16 protein-coding genes and 1 pseudogene are annotated in these 21,070 nt (G+C 70.5%); 4 read left to right on the top strand and 13 right to left on the bottom strand.

The features are described 5' to 3' along the window. Positions 1-148: 148 nt before the first annotated feature. The 13 genes from IG08_RS0149380 to IG08_RS0149320 form a co-directional block, all read right to left on the bottom strand. Positions 149-1,306: an inositol-3-phosphate synthase gene (locus IG08_RS0149380; RefSeq protein WP_043457257.1), complete on the bottom strand. Its 1,158-nt coding sequence runs from the start codon at positions 1,304-1,306 to the stop codon at positions 149-151. Positions 1,307-1,400: 94 nt separating this feature from the next. Next, entirely contained in the window at positions 1,401-2,768 is a 1,368-nt protein-coding gene (locus IG08_RS0149375; protein ID WP_030620212.1) for a ThuA domain-containing protein, read from the bottom strand. A gap of 15 nt (positions 2,769-2,783) precedes the next feature. Then, entirely contained in the window at positions 2,784-5,285 is a 2,502-nt protein-coding gene (locus IG08_RS0149370) for a PQQ-dependent sugar dehydrogenase (protein WP_030620208.1), read from the bottom strand. A gap of 95 nt (positions 5,286-5,380) precedes the next feature. Continuing rightward, entirely contained in the window at positions 5,381-6,385 is a 1,005-nt protein-coding gene (locus tag IG08_RS0149365; RefSeq protein WP_030620205.1) for a sugar phosphate isomerase/epimerase family protein, read from the bottom strand. A 15-nt stretch (positions 6,386-6,400) separates the two neighbouring features. Then, positions 6,401-7,633, bottom strand: coding sequence for a Gfo/Idh/MocA family protein (locus IG08_RS0149360; RefSeq protein ID WP_030620193.1), 1,233 nt, complete (start codon positions 7,631-7,633; stop codon positions 6,401-6,403). Positions 7,634-7,716: 83 nt separating this feature from the next. Next, positions 7,717-8,778 (bottom strand): substrate-binding domain-containing protein, encoded by a 1,062-nt coding sequence (locus tag IG08_RS0149355; protein ID WP_030620189.1) that lies wholly within the window; start codon positions 8,776-8,778, stop codon positions 7,717-7,719. Between the two features lie 18 nt (positions 8,779-8,796). Beyond that, complete coding sequence (locus tag IG08_RS0149350) at positions 8,797-9,816, bottom strand: ABC transporter permease (protein ID WP_030620186.1); 1,020 nt, start codon at positions 9,814-9,816, stop codon at positions 8,797-8,799. Further along, complete coding sequence (locus tag IG08_RS0149345) at positions 9,813-11,336, bottom strand: sugar ABC transporter ATP-binding protein (protein WP_030620183.1); 1,524 nt, start codon at positions 11,334-11,336, stop codon at positions 9,813-9,815. Before IG08_RS0149345 ends, IG08_RS0149350 begins: the two co-directional genes overlap by 4 nt. Positions 11,337-11,424: 88 nt before the next feature. After that, on the bottom strand, positions 11,425-12,606 hold the full coding sequence (locus tag IG08_RS0149340) for an ROK family transcriptional regulator (protein ID WP_030620181.1): 1,182 nt from the start codon (positions 12,604-12,606) through the stop codon (positions 11,425-11,427). A gap of 186 nt (positions 12,607-12,792) precedes the next feature. Beyond that, on the bottom strand, positions 12,793-13,467 hold the full coding sequence (locus IG08_RS0149335; protein WP_030620178.1) for a GntR family transcriptional regulator: 675 nt from the start codon (positions 13,465-13,467) through the stop codon (positions 12,793-12,795). Positions 13,468-13,677: 210 nt separating this feature from the next. Beyond that, positions 13,678-14,625, bottom strand: coding sequence for a beta-ketoacyl-ACP synthase III (locus tag IG08_RS0149330; RefSeq protein WP_030620176.1), 948 nt, complete (start codon positions 14,623-14,625; stop codon positions 13,678-13,680). Positions 14,626-14,773: 148 nt separating this feature from the next. After that, entirely contained in the window at positions 14,774-14,911 is a 138-nt protein-coding gene (locus IG08_RS60955) for an MFS transporter small subunit (RefSeq protein WP_199821111.1), read from the bottom strand. After that, positions 14,877-16,217, bottom strand: coding sequence for an OFA family MFS transporter (locus IG08_RS0149320; protein WP_030620172.1), 1,341 nt, complete (start codon positions 16,215-16,217; stop codon positions 14,877-14,879). Before IG08_RS0149320 ends, IG08_RS60955 begins: the two co-directional genes overlap by 35 nt. Positions 16,218-16,433: 216 nt before the next feature. Between IG08_RS0149320 and IG08_RS0149315 the strand changes: the two genes are divergently transcribed. From IG08_RS0149315 to IG08_RS0149300, 4 genes and pseudogenes are all read left to right on the top strand, one after another. After that, positions 16,434-18,224, top strand: a complete 1,791-nt coding sequence (locus IG08_RS0149315; RefSeq protein WP_030620167.1) for a molybdopterin oxidoreductase family protein — start codon at positions 16,434-16,436, stop codon at positions 18,222-18,224. Positions 18,225-18,228: 4 nt separating this feature from the next. Continuing rightward, positions 18,229-20,046 (top strand): NAD(P)H-dependent oxidoreductase subunit E, encoded by a 1,818-nt coding sequence (locus IG08_RS0149310; protein ID WP_030620163.1) that lies wholly within the window; start codon positions 18,229-18,231, stop codon positions 20,044-20,046. Further along, positions 20,043-20,903 carry a 2Fe-2S iron-sulfur cluster-binding protein gene (locus IG08_RS0149305; protein WP_030620159.1) on the top strand — a complete coding sequence of 287 codons (861 nt, stop codon included), beginning with the start codon at positions 20,043-20,045 and terminating at the stop codon, positions 20,901-20,903. Before IG08_RS0149310 ends, IG08_RS0149305 begins: the two co-directional genes overlap by 4 nt. A gap of 8 nt (positions 20,904-20,911) precedes the next feature. Continuing rightward, positions 20,912-21,070: pseudogene (locus IG08_RS0149300) on the top strand (formate dehydrogenase accessory sulfurtransferase FdhD); the annotation flags it as partial.

Genomic DNA, 21,070 nt, shown 5'->3' with positions numbered 1-21,070 from the left:
CGGTTCGGGCGGGCGCCGCTCCTTCCGGGCGGCTGCTGCGTGCCGGTCCGTCGTGGTCCCGCGGACCGGCTCAGGCCGATTCCGGCGACTCCGGCGGCCCCGGCGGCCACGGCGGCTTCTGCGCGGACGTCGGCCGCCGTGCTCCTCCTCACGACTGCTCCTCACGACCGCCGGCGGGTCCCTCGGCGCCGGGTCCCCGCAGTCGTTCCGCGAACCCCACCAGTGCCGCGTACTGCTCGCCCAGTGCCGAAGGCCCCTGCCCCACCGGGTCCTTGAAGTAGAAGCCCAGCTCGCTCAGGGGGCCGGAGAGGCCGGTCTCGTGGGCCCGCGAGACCAGGCGGGCCAGGTCGAGGACCAGGGGTGCGGCCAGTGCCGAGTCGCAGCCCTGCCAGGTGGTCTGGAGGACCATGCGGGTGCCGAGGAAGCCGTCGAAGGCGATGTGGTCCCAGGCGGTCTTCCAGTCGCCGAGCGCGGGGACGTCGTCGATGTGGACCTCGCCCTCGGGTACCTCGCCCAGCACATCCGCCAGTACCCGCTCCTTGCCCGCGTTCTTCGCCGCCGCGGCGGAGGGGTCGGCGAGGGAGGCGCCGTCGCCGCCGCCCAGCAGGTTGGTGCCGGACCAGGCCCGGACGGCCAGGGCCCGTTGCGTGAACATCGGGCCCAGGACGGACCGCAGCAGGGTCTGGCCGGTCTTGCCGTCGCGGCCCGCGTACGGGAGGCCCGAGGACTCGGCCTGACCTACGAGCGCCGGGTGGTGCAGGCCGGCCGAGGGCGTGAAGTTCACGTAGGGGCAGCCCGCGCGCAGGGCTGCCGCCGCGTACAGCGAACTCGGCGGCAGCGCAGGCCCGTTGGTCGCGGGCTCCGTGGAGGCCACGTTCACCACCACGGCCCCGGCGAGACCGGACCGCCGTACGAAGTCCCGTATGTCCGCGGCGAAGGCGGCGACGAGTTCCTCCTCGCTCCGCGTGTCCCCCGGGACCGGGCCGCCCGGCCTGATCTCCCGGTCGGCGGCGGCGAGTTCGGCCCCCACTGCCGTCGGGAGTCCGTGCGGCAGGACGCCTCCGGCCGAAAGTGCCTCCGCGCGTTTGGGCAGGGGGCAGTCGACCGTGTCGTGTCCGCCGAAGACGAGGGAGGAGAGGGCAGGCAGGCCGCTGTCGGCGAACGCCGGCGTCTCGGTGACCAGGCCCGTCGGCGGGTGCAGTCCCGCGGTCATGGCGGCGCACCCCGCGACCACGGTGGTGGCGACGGAGCCGCGCGCCCCGATCAGCCAGACGCCGACGCGCGGTGCGGAAACGGACGCGGACATGGGCAGCCTCCTCGTCGAACGCGTAGTACAGGAACCCCTGTCGAGAGGGGATGGGACGGCGGGCGGAAGTCCGGCGTCTCCCGCCCGCCGCCGCTCAGTCGCCCTGCGAAGCGCTGGACAGCGCGGACTTCGCGGGCAGTTCCTTGATCCGGACGTCGCGGAAGGAGACCTGGTCGTCGGCTCCGTGGTTCTGGATGCCGAGGTGTCCGTCGACGAGGCTCCGGGCCGGATCGGTGTTGGTGAAATCGTTGATCTTCACGCCGTTGAGCCAGACGCGGAGGCGTTCGCCCTCCACACGGATCTCGTACGTGTTCCACTCCCCCGGCGGGTTCAGCGCACGGTCGCGCTTCTTCAGGTCGGCGGACCGGAAGCCGTAGACGGAACCGGTCGTCTTCTCCGGTACGTCGGTGGCGTCGATCTGGATCTCATAGCCGTTGTTCACGGCCGACCACGGGTCGTCCGAGGGCGGGAAGCCCACGAACACACCGGAGTTGTCGTCACCCGAGGCGCCGGCCATCTTCCAGTCGAGCTTCAGGGAGTACGACGAGAAGCCCGACGCGGCGTACCAGAGCATCCCCATGCCGCCGGTCGACGTGATCGTGCCGTCGTCGTCCAGGGTGAAGGAGCCCGGGCCCGCCTGTCGCCAGCCGTCCAGCGACCCCGCTGTGCCGTCGAAGAGCGGACGGTAGCCGTTCTCGGGTCGGCAGTCGGCCTGTGCGTCGCCGGTCGCATACCGGATCCCGCCCAGCAGGTGTCCACGGAATACCGGATCCGCGTAGGACTCCTTCGTGTGGCCGCCGCCCGTGTAGAAGGCCCGGCCGCCCTGGTAGTTCTGGCACCAGGCGATCGGGTGATCGCCGTTCATGGTGCCGCCGCTGTACGAGGACTCGTCGAGGGAGGCCAGTACGTGGACCCGGTCCCGGGGATTGGAGCGGTAGTTGTACCACTCATCCGTACGGTTCCAGGTGCGGGCCAGCCCGGACGTGGCCGGGTGGGCGCGGTCCTCCACGACCACCGTGGCCGGCTGGATCGCCGGGTGCGACTGGAAGTAGGCGCCGGCGAGGCCGCCGTAGAACGCCCAGTCGTACTCGGTGTCGGCGGCCGCGTGGATGCCGACGTAGCCGCCGCCGTGCCGGATGTAGCCCTCGAAGGCGGTCTGTTGGGCGGCGTCGAGGACGTCTCCCGTCGTCGACAGGAAGACGACCGCGTCGTAGCGGCGCAGGTTGCGTGCGGTGAACGCACCCGCGTCCTCGGTCGCGTCGACCGTGAAGCCGCTCGTCTCGCCGAGCTGTTGCACCGCCGCGATGCCGTCGGGGATGGAGTCGTGCCGGAAGCCGGCCGTCTTGGAGAAGACCAGCACGCGGCTGTCGTCCTCGGGGTGCGAGGCGGCCGGTTCCGAGACGCAGCCGATGAGCAGCGCCGCGCCCACAACCGCCGTACTGAGTCGTCCTGTTGAGCGCATCGTCACCATCTCCTCTCAGCCGGTCGTGAAGGTGAAGTCGTCCAGGTCGTACAGGGCTCCGGAGCCGCTGCCCTTGAAGACCAGGTAGAGCGTGGTCGTGCCGCGCGGTGCGCGGGACAGGTCGGCGCTGACGTCCTGGAAGGTCTCCCAGCCGCCGGTCACCGGCACGGTCGCCTTGCCGAGCAGGGTGCCCGTCGAGGACCCCGCACGGACCTCGAGCGTGCCGCCGGCTCCGCCGGACGCGATACGCGCGGTGATCGACTTGGCGTTGCTGAGGACGTACGGCGTGAAGGAGATCCAGTCGCCGTTCTCGATGTCACCGACGGTCTCGCCGCCGTGCGCGGTGTCCTTGGTGATGATCGACACGCCGGAGCCGTTGCCGAAGTGCTCGGCCTGGCGGTGCTTGGGCTGGACGACGTTCTGGTCGTGGGTGGTGAGCGGGGCCTGGCCGCCGCCTCCGCCGTCGGTGTACTCGGCGTCCATCACACCGAAGATGTTGGCGTCCTCGTCGTGGCCGCCGTCGGCGCTGGTCTGGATGGTGCCGGTGCAGCCGTTCGCGGAGGTCACGGGGTGGCCGTGGCTGTCGTGGCCGAGGACGAAGGTGACCTTGACCTTCGCGCAGTCGATGCTCCGGCCGTCCTCGGGGTCGGTGACCTTGACCTTGAACGGGATCGCGTCGCCGAAGCTGAACAGCTGCCCGTCACGCGGGAGTTCAAGGGTCACCTTGGGCGCGGTGTTGCCCACCACGATCTGCACGCTCGCACTGCCGGTGCGACCTGAGGCGTCCTTCGCGGTCAGGGTCGCGGTGTACGTCCCGTTCTTCTTGTACTTGTACGACGGGTTCGCCGCCGTCGACGTGCCGCCGTCCCCGAAGTCCCAGCTGTACGTGAGGGCGTCGCCGTCCTGGTCACTGGTCCCCTCGGAGGAGAACTGCACCCTCAACGGCGCCTGTCCCGAGGTGCGGTTGGCCGCGGCCTGCGCCACCGGCGAGTGTCCGTCGGTCGCGTTCTCGATCCGGTAGAGGGCCGAGTACTCGTCGCCGCCGAACCAGGAGACTCCGTAGTCGAGGACGTACAGCGCTCCGTCCGGCCCGAAGGCCATGTCCATCACCTGGGTGCCGGTCCACGGCACGTCGTTGATCGACTGCACGGTGCCGCCCGCGTCGCTGGTGATCCGCTTGATCCAGCGGCGGCCGAACTCCCCGGCGAAGAAGTCACCGTCGTAGGCCTCGGGGAACTTCACCGGCGAGTCGAGGGAGGCGTCGTAGTGGTAGACCGGGCCGCCCATCGGGGACTCGGAGCCGGTGCCGAACTCGGGCACGGACCCTCCGTCGTACGGGATCCAGGCGGGCTGGGCCGGGGGCAGGTCCGTCAGGCCGGTGTTGTGCGGCGAGGTGTTCTTCGGCGCGCTGCAGTCGAAGGAGGCACCCGAGGCGCCGGTCGCGAAGTCGTAGTCCACGTAGGCGTCGTTGTCGCCCGTGCAGTACGGCCATCCGAAGTTGCCGGGGGCGGTCACCCGCGCGAACTCGACCTGGCCGGCGGGTCCGCGCGCCGGGTCGGCGGCGCCCGCGTCGGGGCCGTAGTCGCCGACGTAGAGGATGCCGGTGGCCTTGTCGACGCTGAAGCGGAACGGGTTGCGGAAGCCCATCGCGTAGATCTCGGGACGCGTCTTGTCGGTACCGGGGGCGAAGAGATTGCCGTCGGGGACCGCGTACGAGCCGTCGGCGTTCACCTTGATGCGCAGGATCTTGCCGCGCAGGTCGTTGGTGTTGCCGGCCGAACGCTGGGCGTCGAAGGCGGGGTTGCGGTCGGCGCGCTCGTCGATGGGCGTGTAGCCGTCCGACTGGAAGGGGTTGGAGTCGTCGCCCGTCGACAGGTAGAGGTTCCCGGCCGCGTCGAAGTCGATGTCGCCGCCGACGTGGCAGCAGATGCCGCGGGAGGCCGGGACGTCGAGGATCTTCGTCTCGCTGGCGTTGTCGAGGGTGCCGTCGGCGTTCAGGACGAACCGGGAGAGGCGGTTGACGCCGTCGAAGGGCGCGAAGTCGGCCGCGGTGCCGGTCTCGGGGGCGTCGCCCTCGGGGGTGTCCAACGGGGGTGCGTAGTAGAGGTAGATGAAGCGGTTGGTGGTGAAGTCGGGGTCGACGCCGATGCCTTGGAGGCCTTCCTCGTCGTGCGAGTAGACGTCGAGCTTGCCGGCCAGCCGTGTGTTGCCCGCCGCGTCGGTGATACGCAGTTCGCCGTCGCGCGAGGTGTGCAGGACCGAGCGGTCCGGGAGGACGGCGAGCGACATGGGCTCGCCGACCTCGGGTTCCCCCTTGGCGAGGGTGACCTGCTGGAAGTCGTCCACAGCTGATGTTCCCGGGTCAGCGACGGCTGCGCCGGCCTGGGGAGCGGCGAGGGTGAGGGACGCGCCCGCCAGCAGCGCGCCGCTGATCAGGGCGATTGCCTTACGGAACGTAAGGCGTCGTCTGTGGGTCTCGATTCTGTCGGTGCTGGTGGTGCTGTCTTTCCCGTGCACGGGTGCCTCCAGAATGGGGCCGGTTGTACGGGCGGGTGCGGTACGCCGGGATGCGCCGTCATCCCGGAACTCACAGAAAGGGCAACGCGGTTGAGTCAGTCGTTGCCGCCGAACGCCGCGTCGAAGGAGGCCGACGGCGGCTCGAAGTCGTAGGCCTTGAGGTGGGTGAGGGCCTCGGGTGCGCCCTGGAGCCGGTCCATGCCGGCGTCCTCCCACTCGACCGAGATGGGGCCCTGGTAGTCGATGGAGCGCAGCATCCGGAAGACGTCCTCCCAGGGGACGTCGCCGTGGCCTGCGGACACGAAGTCCCAGCCGCGGCGGGGGTCGCCCCAGGGCAGGTGGGAGCCGAGGCGGCCGTTGCGGCCGTCGAGGCGCTTGCGGGCCTCTTTGCAGTCGACGTGGTAGATCCGGTCGCGGAAGTCCCACAGGAAGCCGACCGGGTCGAGGTCCTGCCACACGAAGTGCGAGGGGTCGAAGTTCAGGCCGAAGGCCGGTCGGCCGCCAACGGCCTCCAGAGCGCGCCAGGTTGTCCAGTAGTCGTAGGCGATCTCGCTGGGGTGGACCTCGTGCGCGAACCGCACTCCCTCCTCGTCGAAGACGTCGAGGATGGGGTTCCAGCGCTCGGCGAAGTCCGCGTAGCCGCGCTCGATCATCGCCTCGGGCGCGGGCGGGAACATGGCGACCAGGTGCCAGATCGAGGAGCCGGTGAAGCCGATGACGGTGTCGACCCCGAAGGCGCCCGCGGCGCGCGCGGTGTCCTTCATGCGGTCCGCCGCGCGCCGCCGCACCCCTTCCGGGTCTCCGTCGGCCCACACCTCGCCCGGCAGGATCGCCTGGTGACGTTCGTCGATGATGGCGTCGCAGACGGCCTGGCCGACCAGGTGGTTGGAGATGGCCCAGCACTTGAGGCCGTACTTGTCGAGGAGTTGGTGCCGGGAGTCCAGGTACGAGGGATCCGCGAGTGCCTTGTCGACTTCGAAGTGGTCGCCCCAGCAGGCGAGTTCGAGGCCGTCGTAGCCGAAGTCGCGGGCGAGGCGGCAGACCTCTTCGAGCGGGAGATCCGCCCACTGGCCGGTGAAGAGCGTGAACTGGCGCGGCATTTGTGTGAACCCTCCTCAGACGGCTATGGGTGTGTAGACGGAGTTCTTCTCGGCGCTCTCCTCCACGGCCGCCAGCACGCGCTGCACCTGCAGCCCGTCGGCGAAGGAGGGCTCCGGCTGCCGGCCCTCGGCGATCGCGTGGACGAGGTCGCGGGCCTGGTGGACGAAGGTGTGCTCGTAGCCGAGGCCGTGGCCCGGTGGCCACCAGGCCTCCAGGTAGGGGTGGTCGGGTTCGGTGACGAGGATGCGGCGGAAGCCGGCGTGCGCTCCGGGCTCCGTGCCGTCGTGGTACGCGAGCTCGTTGAGGCGCTCCAGGTCGAAGGCCAACGAGCCGCGCTCACCGTTGAGTTCGATGCGCAGGGCGTTCTTGCGACCGGTCGCGTACCGGGTGGCCTCGAAGGAGGCGAGGGCGCCGGAGGTGAAGCGGCCGGTGAACAGGGCGGCGTCGTCCACGGTGACCTGGCCGGTGCCGGCCGCCTTCACGGCGCTCAGGCCACTGGTGGGGCCGCCGCCGGGCAGCGGGCGCTGCCGTACGAACGTCTCGATGAGCGCCGAGACGCCTGCCAGCCGTTCCCCCGCGAGGTACTGGGCGAGGTCGACGATGTGGGCGCCCAGGTCGCCGAGCGAACCCGAGCCGGCCTGCTCTTTGCGCAGCCGCCAGGTGAGCGGGAACTCCGGGTCCACCAGCCAGTCCTGAAGGTACGTCACCCGGATGTGGCGCAACCTCCCGAGCCTGCCCTCGGTGACCATCCTTCGGGCGAGCGCGGTGGCGGGCACCCGACGGTAGTTGAAGCCGACCATCGCCAACTGACCGCGCGAATACGCCTCTTCGGCGGCCGCCGCCATCGTCGAGGCCTCCTCGACCGTGTTGGCCAGGGGCTTCTCGCACAGCACGTGCTTGCCCGCGGTCAGTGCGGCGAGGGCGATCTCGGCGTGGCTGTCGCCGGGGGTGCAGATGTCGACGAGGTCGACGTCGTCCCGCGCGATCATCGCCCGCCAGTCGGTCTCTGCCGCCGCCCAGCCGTGCCGCTCGGCCGCCGCGTGTACGGCGGTGCTGTCCCGCCCGCAGATCACGGACAGGACCGGACGGCGGGGCAGGTCGAAGACGCGGCCCGCGGTGCGCCAGCCCTGGGAGTGGGCGGCGCCCATGAAGGAGTAGCCGACCATGCCGACGCGGAGGGGTGGCTTCCCGGACGCGGCCCCGTCCGGGGTCGCCCCCGCCCCTTCTGACTGCTGCGGCTGTGCCATGCGCGATGTCCTCCTCGTCGTCGTGGCGCGGTGGGGGGTGCAGCCCGGTCCGTCGACGTACCGGGCGCCTTGGGCGGGACAGCTCACTTGAAGCCGGTGGACATGTACTGGTCGACGTTGTCCTTGTCGACGACGGCCGAGTAGAGGGTGATCGACGCCGGAATCTCGTACTCGGCGAGTCCGCTCACGCCCTTGGTCTGGCCGAGGGAGCGGGCGAGGTCGATCGCGGACGCGGCCATGGTCGGCGGGTAGAGGACGGTCGCCTTGAGGACGCCGTTGTCCTGCTTGATGGCCTGGAAGGCGGACAGGGCACCCGCCCCGCCGACCATCAGGAAGTCGTTGCGCCCGGCCTGCTCGATGGCGCGCAGCGCACCCACACCCTGGTCGTCGTCGTGGTTCCACAGCGCGTCGAAGTTCGGCTGCGCCTGCAGGAGTTGGGCCATCTTGGCCTGCCCGGACTCGACCGTGAACTCGGCGGCCTGGCGGGCGACCTTCTTGACGTTCGGGTAGTTCTTCAGCGCGTCGTCGAAGCCCTGGGTGCGCTGCTTGGTCAGCTCCAGGTTGTCGAGTCCCGCGAGTTCGATCACGCGCGCGTTCGACTTCCCCTTGAGCTTCTCGCCGATGTAATGGCCGGCGTTGAGGCCCATGCCGTAGTTGTCGCCGCCGATCCAACACCGGTACGCCTGCGGGGTGTTGAAGATCCGGTCGAGGTTGACGACCGGGATGCCGGCGCGCATCGCCTTCAGTCCGACCTGGGTGAGTGCCTTGCCGTCGGCGGGCAGGACGACCAGGACGTCGACCTTCTTGTTGATCAGGGTCTCTATCTGGCCGATCTGCGCGGCTGTGTCGTTGGAGCCCTCGGTGATCTCCAGGGTGACGTCCGAGTACTTCTTGGCACGGCTCTTGGCGTTGTCGTTGATCGCGTTGAGCCAGCCGTGGTCGGCCTGCGGACCGGCGAAGCCGATGGTGACCTGCTTGCCGGGCTTGTCCTCGGCGGCCGTCTGGTCGTTCGCGGCCGCCTCGTCGTCACTGGAATCATTGCTGGTGCAACCTGCGAGGAGTGCACCGGCCGAGACGGCGGCGGTCCCGAAGAGCAGCCCTCTGCGACTCGTGAAGCGGTTCGTGAAAGCGGTCGGCTCTGGCATGGCGGTGAACCCTTTCCCTCAGGTCGTGCTTGCGGTACGGCGCTGGACCAGCACGGCGGCGACGATGATCGCGCCCTTGGCGATCTGCTGGACGTCGCTCTGCAGGTTGTTCAGGGCGAAGATGTTGGTGATCGTGGTGAAGATCAGGACGCCGAGCACGGACCCGGTGATGGTGCCGCGCCCCCCGGTGAGCAGCGTGCCGCCGATGATCGCGGCCGCGATGGCGTCGAGCTCGTAGAGGTTGCCGTTGGTGTTCTGGCCGGAGCCGGACAGGATGATCAGCAGGAAGGCGGCGATGCCGCAGCACAGTCCGGACAGCAGGTAGAGGTAGAGCCGCTGGCGGCGTACGTCGATGCCGGCGAGCCGGGCCGCCTCCGCGTTGCCGCCGACGGCGACGGTGCGGCGTCCGAAGGTGGTGCGGTTCAGCACCAGCCAGCCGATGATCGTCACGACCGCGAACACCATCACGAGTGGCGGGACACCGAGCACGTACGCGTCGCGCTCGCCGAGGTCGAGGACGCTGCTGATGGTGACGATCTGTGTCCTGCCGTCCGTGATCTGCAGGGCAAGTCCGCGCGCCGAGGCCAGCATGGCGAGCGTGGCGATGAAGGGGACCATCGCGCCGTACGCGATGAGCAGCCCATTGACCAGGCCGCACCCGACCCCGACGAGCACCGCGGTGAAGAGGATGCCCGCGAAGCCGTACTCCTGGGTGGCCACGGTCGTCGCCCACACGGAGGCGAGGGCGACGATCGCGCCGACGGACAGGTCGATGCCGCCGGAGGTGATGACGAAGGTCATGCCGACGGTGACGACGCCGATCACCGAGGCCTGGGTGAGGACGAGTTGGAGGTTGCGGGTGTCGAGGAACTCGTCGGGCTTGGTGATGCCGCCGATGAGGATCAGTGCGGCGAGCACGCCGAGGAGGGAGAGGGTGCGGACGTCGGCGCGGGCCAACACGCCACGCCAGCTGGGTGGTTGGGCCACAGGCGCCGTCTTGCCGGTGCCGTCTCGCGGCGGGGACACGTGCTGCGTCATGACGCCGGGCTTCCTTCCATGACGAGGTCGAGTACACGGTGTTCGTCGAGCTCATGGGCGGGCGCCGTGTGGACGACGCGGCCCTCGCGGAGCACCAGGACGCGGTCGGCGAGGCCGAGCACCTCGGGGACCTCGCTGGAGACCAGCAGCACGGCGAGGCCTTCGTCGGCCAACCGCCGGACGACTGCGTACAGTTCGGCGCGGGCGCCGACGTCGACACCCCGGGTGGGCTCGTCGAGCAGCAGCACCCGGCAGCCGCGCAGCAGCCAGCGGGCCAGGACGGCCTTCTGCTGGTTGCCGCCGGAGAGGGTGCGCACCGGCACGGAGGGGTTGTCGGGCCGCAGCGACAGCTCGCGCGTCGCCGCCCGCGCCGCCCCGCGTTCGGCTCCCCGGTCGATCCAACCCCCGCGGGAGAAGCGGGACATGGAGGAGACGGAGACGTTGCGCGTCACCGACTCCAGCATCAGCAGGGCCTGCGCCTTGCGCTCCTCGGGTGCGAGTCCGAGTCCGGCGCGGACGGCGGCGCGGACACTGCCCGGTTTCAGGGCCCGGCCGTCGACTAGGACTTGACCGGCGGTGGGTTTGCGGGCGCCGTAGATCGTCTCCAGGATCTCGGAGCGTCCCGAGCCGACGAGTCCGGCGAGGCCGACGATCTCGCCGGGGTGCAGCGACAGATCGAGGGGCTCGAACTCGCCCTGCCGGGTGAGCCCTTGGACCTCCAGCAGCGGCTTGCCACCGTTCGTCGATGCCGAACCGGCCCGCTCGGGAAAGACGTACTCGACGTTCCGGCCCGTCATCAGCGCCACGACCTCACGGGTCGGTGTCGACTTCGCGGGCAGCCCGCCCGCGACGGCCCGGCCGTCCTTCAGCACGGTCACTCGGTCGCCGATGCGCCGGATCTCCTCCAGGCGGTGCGAGATGTAGACGACGGCGACGCCTTCGGCGGTGAGGTCGCCGACGATCCGGAAGAGATTGTCGACCTCGTCCGGGTCGAGGGCGGCGGACGGCTCGTCCATGACGATGAGCCGTACGTCGTGCGAGAGCGCCCGCGCCATGGAGACGATCTGCTGCTGGGCCGCCGACAGCTCTCCGACGAGGTGTGCCGGGTCGATCTCCGGGTGCCCGAGTCGCCGTAGCAGCGCGGCAGTTGATGCCCGCGCGGCCTTTCCTCGTACGACGAAGCCGACGGCCGTGGGTTCATGGCCGAGGTGGACGTTCTCGGCCACCGACAGGTGCTCCACCAGGTCGAGTTCCTGGTAGATGGTGGCGATGCCGAGGCGCATGGCGGCGATCGGCGAGCGCAGGGTGACCGGCTCGCCGCGCCAGTGGATCGTGCCGGTGTCGGGTTGGTGGGCGCCGGCCAGGACCTTGATGAGGGTGGACTTGCCGGCGCCGTTCTGGCCGAGCAGGCAGTGCACTTCGCCGGCCTGGACGTCGAGGTCGACGCCGTCGAGGGCCCGGACTCCGGGGAACGACTTGGTGATGCCGGACATGCTGAGCAGCGGTGAGTCTGGTGCCATGCGGATTCCCCTTGGCGGGCGTGCGGGCCGGTTTCAGGGCAGGGCGAAGCTGCGAGTGGTGCGGGGTGAGCTGTGTCGGACCAGTGGCTTACGCGGGTGAGAACAGGTGGTCGCTGATGAGCCGGGCCGCGCCGATGACTCCGGCGGTGGGGCCCAACTCCCCCAGAACGATGGGCAGGTTGCCGGTCGCGAGGGGCAGCGACTGGCGGTAGACCTGGGTGCGGAGCGCGGCGAGCAGGGTGTGGCCGAGGCCGGTCACCCCGCCGCCGATCACCACCAGGCCCGGGTTGAAGAAGCTGACCAGTCCGGCGATGACCTGGCCGGTGCGGTTGCCGCCCTCGCGGATCAGGTCGAGCGAGGTGGCGTCGCCCGCGGCGGCCGCGGCGGCGACGTCGACGGCGCTCAGGGAGCCGTTCGCCTCCAGCCGGGTCGCGAGTTCGACCGAGCGCCCCTGCTCGGCCGCCTCCGTGGCGTCCCGGGCGAGGGCCGCCCCGCTGAAGTGGGCTTCCAGGCAGCCCCGGTTGCCGCAGGCGCACGGACGTCCGTCGGGCACGGCCTGGATGTGCCCGATGTCGCCCGCGCTGCCCGTCACCCCGCGGTGGACGTCACCGCCGACGACGATGCCGCACCCGATGCCGGTGCCGATCTTGACGCAGAGGAAGTCGCCCACGGAGCGTGCCACGCCCGCGTGCATCTCCCCCATCGCCATCAGGTTCACGTCGTTGTCGACCATGACCGGGCAGCCGAGGTCCTGGCTGAGCGCCTCCCGTACCGGGAAGCCGTCCCAGCCCGGCATGATCGGCGGGGCCACCGGTACGCCCTCGGGGAAGCGGACCGGTCCCGGGACGCCGATGCCGGCGCCGTCGAAACCCTCCGCCAGCCCGGACGCCTTCAACTTCGCCGCCATGGACAGGACTTGCTCGAAGACCGCGACCGGGCCCTCGCGTACGTCCATGGGCTGGTTGAGATGCCCCAGGATCTCCAGTTCGGCGTTGGTGACGGCGACGTCGACCGAGGTCGCGCCGATGTCCACGCCGAGGAAACGCAGGGCGGGGGCGAGCCGGATGTTGTGGGAGCGGCGGCCACCGCGCGAGGCGGCGAGTCCGTCGGCCACGATCAGGCCCGTCTCGAGGAGGCGGTCCACCTCCACGGCCAGCTTGGACCGCGACAGGTCGACCAGATCTCCCAGCTGGGCACGGGAGTTGGGGCCGCCGTCACGCAACAGCTTGAGCAGCCTGGCCTGATGCGCGTTCGCGGGTCGTGCCGTCATACGTCTCACGAGCCCCTCCCCGCCTCAATCGGCCACCTGTCGCCGGGCTTTCGAGGGGAACGTAGCAGCGGCTGCCGAACCTGGGAAGAAGCTGTGCAGATATTGCCGCCAACTTTCTCCACTCACAGGACAAAGAAGGGACCGCGCGTCGACACCGCACGTGCCGCTACCGCACCGGCCCGTCGGTCACTTGGCCCGGGCGTGGTACGACCGCCGTGTGTGTTCGGTGTGTTCGCGCATCAGCCGGGTGGCGAGCTGCTCGTCGCGGTTCGCGATGGCGGCGATCAGCTCCCGGTGCTCGATCCAGGACTGCGAGCCGCGCTGCCGGGCGATCGGCGTGTAGTACCAGCGCACCCGGCGGTCGACCTGGGCCGCGAGCTCCGCGAGGACGGAGTTGCCCGCGAGTTCCATGATCTTCGCGTGGAAGCGGGCGTTGAGGGCGACGGCGGCATCCACGTCGTCGGCGGCGACCGCCTTCATGCCCTCCGCCAGAATCGCCTCCAGGGCCTCGACGCCGGCCTTGTCCGCGCCCGCGGCGGCGAGCCGGGCGGCCTCGGCCTCCAACAGGGTGCGGACGGTGAGGAGTTGATCGGCCTCCTCCTCGGTCGGCTCGTGCACGAACGCGCCCTGGGCGGGCCGCAGATCGACCCACCCCTCGGAGTTGAGCCGCTGCAGCGCCTCGCGCACCGGCTGCCGGGAGACCCCGAGGTGCCCGGCGAGCTCACTCTCGACGAGGTGCTGGCCGGGCTGCAGGGCGCGGGTGGTGATGAGTTCGAGCAGCGCCTCGTAGACGCGGTCGCGCAGCGGGCCGGGGCGTTCCAGCTTGGGCACTGATCCCTGCGGCAGTCCTGTCGACAACATCGCGGTCCCCCTCCTCGGCGGGCCGTGCACAGCAGCCGGAAGCCGGTGGCACTGGCGAGAGCCAGTATCGATCGTCTTTCGTCTACAGTCTACGGCGCACAGTGGCCAGAGGACCGGGGAGTCGGCCTCGTCACACACCCGTCATGCTGCGGCCTCACGGCCACGCAGAGGCGCGGCTCAGGAGCAGCTCAGAGGCAGCTCAGGGGCAGCTCAGGGGCAACGGACGACCTGTCCGGCGTACGACAGGTTCCCGCCGAAGCCGAAGAGCAGGACCGGGTCTCCGGTGGAGATCTCGCCCTGTTCCACCAGCTTGGAGAAGGCGAGCGGAATGCTGGCGGCCGAGGTGTTGCCCGATTCGACGACGTCCCGCGCGACGACCGCGTTGACCGCGCCGATCTTCTCGGCGAGCGGCTCGATGATGCGCAGGTTCGCCTGGTGCAGCACCACGCCGGCGAGGTCCTCCGGCGCGAGGCCCGCCCGCTCGCAGGCCCGGCGGGCGATGGGCGGCAGCTGCGTGGTCGCCCAGCGGTAGACGCTCTGCCCCTCCTGCGCGAACCGCATCGACTCACCCTCGATGCGCACCGCGTGTCCCATCTCGGGCACCGATCCCCACAGCACGGGCCCGATCCCGGGCTCCTCCCCCGCCGGGGACGCCTCGACCACGGCGGCCCCCGCCCCGTCGCCGACGAGCACACAGGTCGTACGGTCGCTCCAGTCGGTCACCGCGGACATCTTGTCGGCCCCGATGACCAGCGCCCGGGTCGCCGCGCCCGCGCGGACGGTGTGGTCGGCGGTCGCCAGGGCGTGGGTGAAGCCGGCGCACACCACGTTGACGTCCATCGCGGCGGGCGACGGGATGCCGAGCCGGTGGGCGACCCGGGCGGCCATGTTCGGGGAGCGGTCGACGGCGGTCGAGGTGGCGACCAGGACCAGGTCGATGTCGGCCGGGGCGAGGCCTGCGGCTGCGAGCGCCTTGGCGGCGGCGTGCGAGGCGAGCTCGTCGACCGGCTCGTCGGGGCCGGCGATGTGGCGGGTGCGGATGCCCACCCGGCTCCTGATCCACTCGTCGCTGGTGTCGACCAGTTCCGCCAGGTCCTCGTTGGTGAGTACCTTGGCGGGCTGGTAGTGACCGACGGCGGCGATGCGCGAGCCGTTCATGGAGGGTCCCTCTCGTTGCCTTGAGTTGCGGGATCCTCCAGTCTGATCAGTGACTCGCGGGTACGGCGGCAGGTGATGCCACAGGATTCGGGCGCCCGGGTTGTCGGCTTCTGTTAGGCCTTCGGACGCCCGAACACTTTCCGAACGGTTACTTGGTGAACAGCTGCGTCGCCTTCTGTACGAGCTCGTACACCCCGTAGACGAGCGGCGCCCCCACCCACAGCCAGGCGAAGGCGATCAGCGGGCGTCGGTCAGGCGGACTCTGGCTGCTGCTGTGTTCCGACATCGGCTGCCTCCCTCGGTGCGGGGATGTGGTGACGGGCGTGGACGGGCCGGACCAGTTCGTTGGCGACGAAGCCGACCGCGAGCAGCCCGATCATGATGAAGAGGGACATCGTGTACAGGGAGGAGCCGTCCTTGCCCGCCTCCTCCTGCCGGTCGGCGATCCAGTTCACGATCAGTGGCCCGAGGACGCCGGCCGTGGACCAGGCGGTGAGCAGCCGGCCGTGGATCGCGCCGACCTGGTAGGTCCCGAAGAGGTCCTTCAGATAGGCGGGGATCGTCGCGAAGCCGCCGCCGTAGAAGGAGAGGATCACCAGCGCGCACAGGATGAACAGCGGCTTGGACGAGTCGCCGACCAGTGCGATGAGCAGGTACATCACCGCGCCCGCGCCCAGGTAGAGGCGGTAGATGTTCTTCCGCCCGATCAGGTCGGACGTCGACGACCAGCCGATACGGCCCGCCATGTTGGCCGCCGACAGCAGGGCCACGAAGCCCGCCGCGGCCGAGACCGACACGGGTGTCGAGGTGTCCTTGAAGAAGTCCGTGATCATCGGGGCGGCCTTCTCCAGGATGCCGATCCCCGCGGTCACGTTCATGCAGAGCACGACCCACAGACACCAGAACTGCGGGGTGCGCACGGCACCGCGGGCGGAAACCTGCGGTCCCTCGAGCACACTCGGCCCGCTCTCCGTGCCTTTACGGTCCTCACTACGCGGGACCCGCACGAGCAGCACGCCCAGCGTCATGAAGACGGCATACGACAGCCCGTGCACCAGGAACGCGAGCGCGATCCCGGAGCTGTCGCTGCCGAACGACTCCAGCATCTGCGCGGACCACGGCGAGGCGATGAGCGCGCCGCCGCCGAAGCCCATGATGGCGATGCCGGTGGCCATGCCGGGCCGGTCCGGGAACCACTTGATCAGTGTCGAGACGGGCGAGATGTAGCCGATGCCCAGTCCGATGCCGCCGACGAAGCCGTAGCCGAAGACGATGAGCCAGTACTGCTCGGTGGCCGCGCCGAGCGAGGACAGCAGGAAGCCGGACGAGAAGCAGATCAGGGCGACCGTCATCGCCCAGCGCGGCCCGTTGCGTTCCACGAGCGTGCCGCCGAACGCGGCCGACAGTCCGAGCATGACGATGCCGAGCTGGAAGGGCAGCGCGCTCTGCGTGCCACTGAGGCCGAGCGCGGATTCGAGCGGCGGCTTGAACACGGACCAGGCGTAGGCCTGGCCGATGGAGAGGTGAACCGAGAGAGCGGCTGGGGGGACGAGCCAGCGGCTCCAACCCGGGGGTGCGACAGGGGGACTCATGATCCCGAACGGTAGGAAGTAAGCCGTGCGTTGAGAAGGCGGCGCGTCGACGGTATGCGATGAGCGGTATGGAGAACGCGACGAACGGTCGTACCGGCCGGTATCCCATGTTCTTGCCAGGCAGCCCGTAAAGCCCGCGTCCGGCACTGCGCGACCTCTTGCCGCCCCATCCTCCCTACTGTAGACAATATTCAGTCGACAGAGACGGACCGCCGCATGAGGAATCGGCACTCCAGGCTCACCCACCCCCTCGTCCGGGACTCACGCAACGAACCTCTCCGGCAGGCGAGTTGGGAGGAGGCGCTGGACCGCACCGCCCGCCGCCTACAGGCCGCACGCGGCGCCTTCGGCATGTTCTCCTGCGCCCACGCGACCAACGAAGCCACCTACATGGCACAGAAGTTCGCCCGCGTCGTCATGAGCACCAACAACATCGACTCCTGCGACCGCCCCTGCCACGCACCCGGCTTCGCCGGCCTCTCGGCCGCGTTCGGCTCCGGAGTCGGGACATCGTCGTACGAGGAGATGGAGCACACCGACGCCATCGTGATGTGGGGCTCCAACGCCCGCTCGACGCATCCGGTCTTCTTCCAGCACGTGCTGAAGGGGATCCACCACGGCGCCCGCATGTACGCCGTCGACCCGCGCCGGACGTCCACCGCAGAGTGGGCGGAGAGCCGGCTCGGACTGGACGTCGGCACGGACATCCCGATGGCGCACGCGATCGGCCGCGAGATCATCCACGCGGGCCTGGCCAACGAGACGTTCATCGAGCGGGCCACGTCCGGCTTCGAGGAGTACAAGGCCCTCGTAGAACCCTGGACGCTGTCGCTCGCCGAGAGGGTGACCGGTGTGCCGGCTGCCGGCATAAGGGAGTTGGCGCACGCGTACGCCCGCGCCGAGCGCGCCCAGCTGTGCTGGAGCCTCGGCGTCACCGAGCACCACCACGGCACCGACAACGTCCGCGCCCTGATCGACCTCGCCCTGCTGACCGGGCACGTGGGCCGGTACGGCTCCGGCCTGCAGCCGCTGGGCGGCCGGAACAACGCGCAGGGCTGCGTCACCATGGGTGCCGTCCCCCACCGGCTGCCCGGCTTCCAGGACATCCTCGACCCCGACGCCCGGCTGACGTTCGAGTCGGCCTGGGACACCGTCATCCCCCCGCACCACGGGCTGAACCTGACGGAGATGTTCGAGGCGATGGAGGACGGCACGCTCAAGGCGGTCTACTGCATCGGCGAGAACCCGGCCCGGTCGGAGGCTGACAGCACACAGGCGATGAGGCGTCTCCACGCCCTCGACTTCCTCGTCGTGCAGGACATCTTCCTCACGAGGACCGCCGAGCTCGCGGACGTGGTTCTCCCGGCGACCGCCGCCCGGGCCGAGACCGACGGCACAACCACCAACAGCGAGCGGCGAGTTCAGCGTGTACGGCGGGCCGTGGCCCCGCCCGGTGAGGCCCGCGGGGACATCGACATCATCTGCGCGCTGGCGGCACGGCTCGGCCACGAGTGGAAGTACGCCGACGCCGAGGCCGTCTGGAACGAGCTGAGGTCGGTCTCACCGGACCACCACGGGATGACGTACGCCCGGCTGGCGGAGCAGCACGGCATCCGGTGGCCGTGCCCCGACACGGACAGGCTCGAACCGACCTGGCTGCACGGCCGGTTGTGGGAGACCGAACCGGCGAGGCGGGGCAGGCGCGCACCCTTCGGTCTCGTGCAGCACACACCGCCGGTGGACCGCACGGACAAGGCGTTCCCGATCCGGCTGACGACCGGTCGGCGGCCGGACTCGTGCGCGTACATCGAGCTGAGCCCGGAGGACGCCGAGCGCTACGGCGTCGTGCCCGGCGAGGAGGTGCAGGTCACCTCGCGGAGCGGGTCGGTTGTCGCACCCGTGCGGATCGACGCCGGGCTACGGCCCGGGCTCGCCCGCATGACAGCGAGGTTCGGCGCGTCGGCGGTCCGCATGGAGAAGCTCCCCGTCGTGACCTACGTGGGGTGATGCCGTGGACCTGCACTTCGGCGCCGGCGGGCCGACGGACGACGAGCGGGCGGCCGTGGACGAACTGCTCGGTCCGCCCACGTCGTCGTGGGAGGGGGCGGACCGCCGCGACGCCGACCTGAGGTGGGCCCGCGGCGGGCGCGCGGCCCGCGGCCGCCGCCACCTGCTGCTGCCGGGGCTGCACGCGATCAACGACCGGGTCGGCTGGATCAGCGCAGGCGCCCTCACCTACCTGTGCCGCCGGCTGACCGTGCCGCCGGCGGAGGCGTACGGCGTGGCCACCTTCTACGCGATGTTCTCGGTCGAGCCCCGGCCCGCGACCGTGCTCCGCGTCTGCACGGACCTCGCATGCGCGGCCGCAGGGGCGTCCGACCTGTGCGCAGGGATCGAGTCCCGCCTCGGCAGGGGCGTCCAAGTCGAGCGCAGCGCATGTCTGGGCCTGTGCGAACGGGCTCCGGCGGCGCTCGCGATCAAGGCGGGCGATCCGGTGCGTACGGCGGTCTCGGCGCCGGCGACCGTGCAGGAGGCCGTGCTCGCCGCGAGCTCACCCGACTCGGCGCCGGAGGAACCGTCGCCCACGACGGCGGTACCGCAGGCGGGGGACCCGTCACTGACACTGCTGCGGCGCGTGGGTGTCGTCGACCCGTCGTCCCTGGACGACTACCGCGCCCACGGCGGCTACGCCGCTCTGCGCCGGGCCTTCGAGCTCGGTCCCGCCGGGGTGATCCGCGAGGTCACCGACTCCGGCCTGGTCGGGCGTGGTGGCGCCGCCTTCCCCACCGGCCGCACCTGGCAAGCCGTGGCGTCCCAGCCCGACCATCCGCACCACCTGGTGTGCAACGCGAACGAGTCCGAGCCGGGCGCCTTCAAGGACCGCGTGATCATGGAGGGCGACCCGTACGCGCTGGTCGAGGCGATGACGGTCGCGGCGTATGCGATCGGTGCGCACCGGGGCCACCTGTATCTGCGCGGCGAGTATTCACGGGCGGCACATCGTATGCAGCATGCCGTGGACCAAGCGCGTGCACGCGGTCTGCTCGGCGACGACATCCTCGGCCGGGGCCACGCCTTCGACATCGAGATCCGGCGCGGCGCGGGCGCGTACGTCTGTGGCGAGGAGACCGCCCTGTTCCGCTCGCTCGAGGGCCACCGGGGCGAGCCGCGCGAGAAGCCGCCCTTCCCCGGGGAGACGGGCCTGTTCGGCAGGCCCACGGTCGCGAACAACGTCGAGACGCTGGTCAACGTCCTGCCGATCCTGGCCATGGGCGCACCGGCGTACGCGATGATCGGCACGGAGCGTTCCACCGGGCCGAAGCTGTTCTGCGTGTCGGGGAGTGTGGACCGGCCCGGGGTCTACGAGCTGCCGTTCGGCGCGACGCTGGGCGAGGTGTTGCGGCTGGCCGGGGTGCGCGACGGTCTGCGGGCGGTGCTGCTCGGCGGGGCGGCCGGCAGCTTCGTAGGGCCGGACGAGCTGGACATCCCGCTCACCTTCGAAGGCACCCGGGAGGCGGGCGCCACGCTCGGCTCGGGGGTCGTCATGGCCTTCGACGACACGGTGCCGCTGCCCCGGCTGCTCCTGCGGATCGCCGAGTTCTTCCGGGCCGAGTCGTGCGGGCTGTGCGTGCCGTGCCGGGTCGGGACCGTGCGCCAGGAGGAGGCGCTGCACCGCATCGGGGAACGCACGGGCGCGGCGGCGGCCGACGACATCGCCCTGCTCAGAGAGGTCGGCCGCGCGATGCGGGACGCGTCGGCCTGCGGGCTGGGGCAGAACGCGTGGAACGCGGTGGAGTCCGCCGTAGATCGTCTGGGGATGTACGGATGACCGTGACACCGCTGGGGATCCCGCGCCGGCTGCTGGAATTCACGATCGACGACGAAAAGACCAGGGTCCCCGAGGGCTCGACGCTCCTCGATGCCTGCAGAGCGGCCGGAAAGGACATCCCGACCCTCTGCCACGGCGACACACTCACACCGAAGAGCACCTGCCGCATCTGTGTCGTCGAGGTGGAAGGGTCGCGGACCCTCGTCCCGGCCTGTTCCCGCAAGGCCGAGCCGGGCATGGCGGTGAGGACCGATACCGCGCGCGTCCGGCACAGCCGCAGAATCGTCCTCGAACTGCTCGCCTCCTCGACCGACTTGTCGACAACCCCGAAGGCCGCCGAGTGGATCAAGAAGTACGAGGCGAAACCGGACCGCTTCGGCCCGGACGCGGCCCGCCCGGGAGAGGGGCCGAGGGTCGACAACGATCTGTACGTGCGCGACTACGGCAAGTGCGTCCTCTGCTACAAGTGCGTGGACGCCTGCGGCGAGCAGTGGCAGAACAGTTTCGCCATCTCAGTTTGCGGCCGCGGCTTCGACGCCCGGATCGCCGTGGAGCACGACGGCCCGCTCGCCGAGTCGGCCTGCGTGTACTGCGGCAACTGCATCGAGGTGTGCCCGACAGGGGCGTTGTCCTTCAGGTCGGAGTTCGACATGCGGGCGGCGGGCACCTGGGACGAATCGGCACAGACCGCGACCGCCACGGTGTGCGCCCACTGCGAAGTGGGCTGCACCCTCACTCTCCACGTGCAGGACAATGAAATCGTGAAGGTCACCTCGCCGCACGACAACCCGGTGACCCACGGCAACCTCTGCAACAAGGGCCGCTTCGGCCACCAGCACGTACAGAACCGGGACTGAGACACGACATGGGACGAGTCACGGAACGACGCAAGGTGATCCGCATCCGGGACGGGGCCGTCTCCTCACGCCCCGACACCCTCGTCGCCGAGGAACCGCTGGAGATCCGACTGAACGGCAAACCACTCGCCATCACCATGCGCACCCCGGGCGACGACTTCGCCCTC

Origin of the sequence: Streptomyces fulvoviolaceus (assembly GCF_000718165.1) — a bacterium.
Classification (GTDB): domain Bacteria; phylum Actinomycetota; class Actinomycetes; order Streptomycetales; family Streptomycetaceae; genus Streptomyces; species Streptomyces fulvoviolaceus.
The sequence above is the reverse complement of the archived record's forward strand: the minus strand, read 5'-3'. Positions and strand labels throughout refer to the sequence as shown.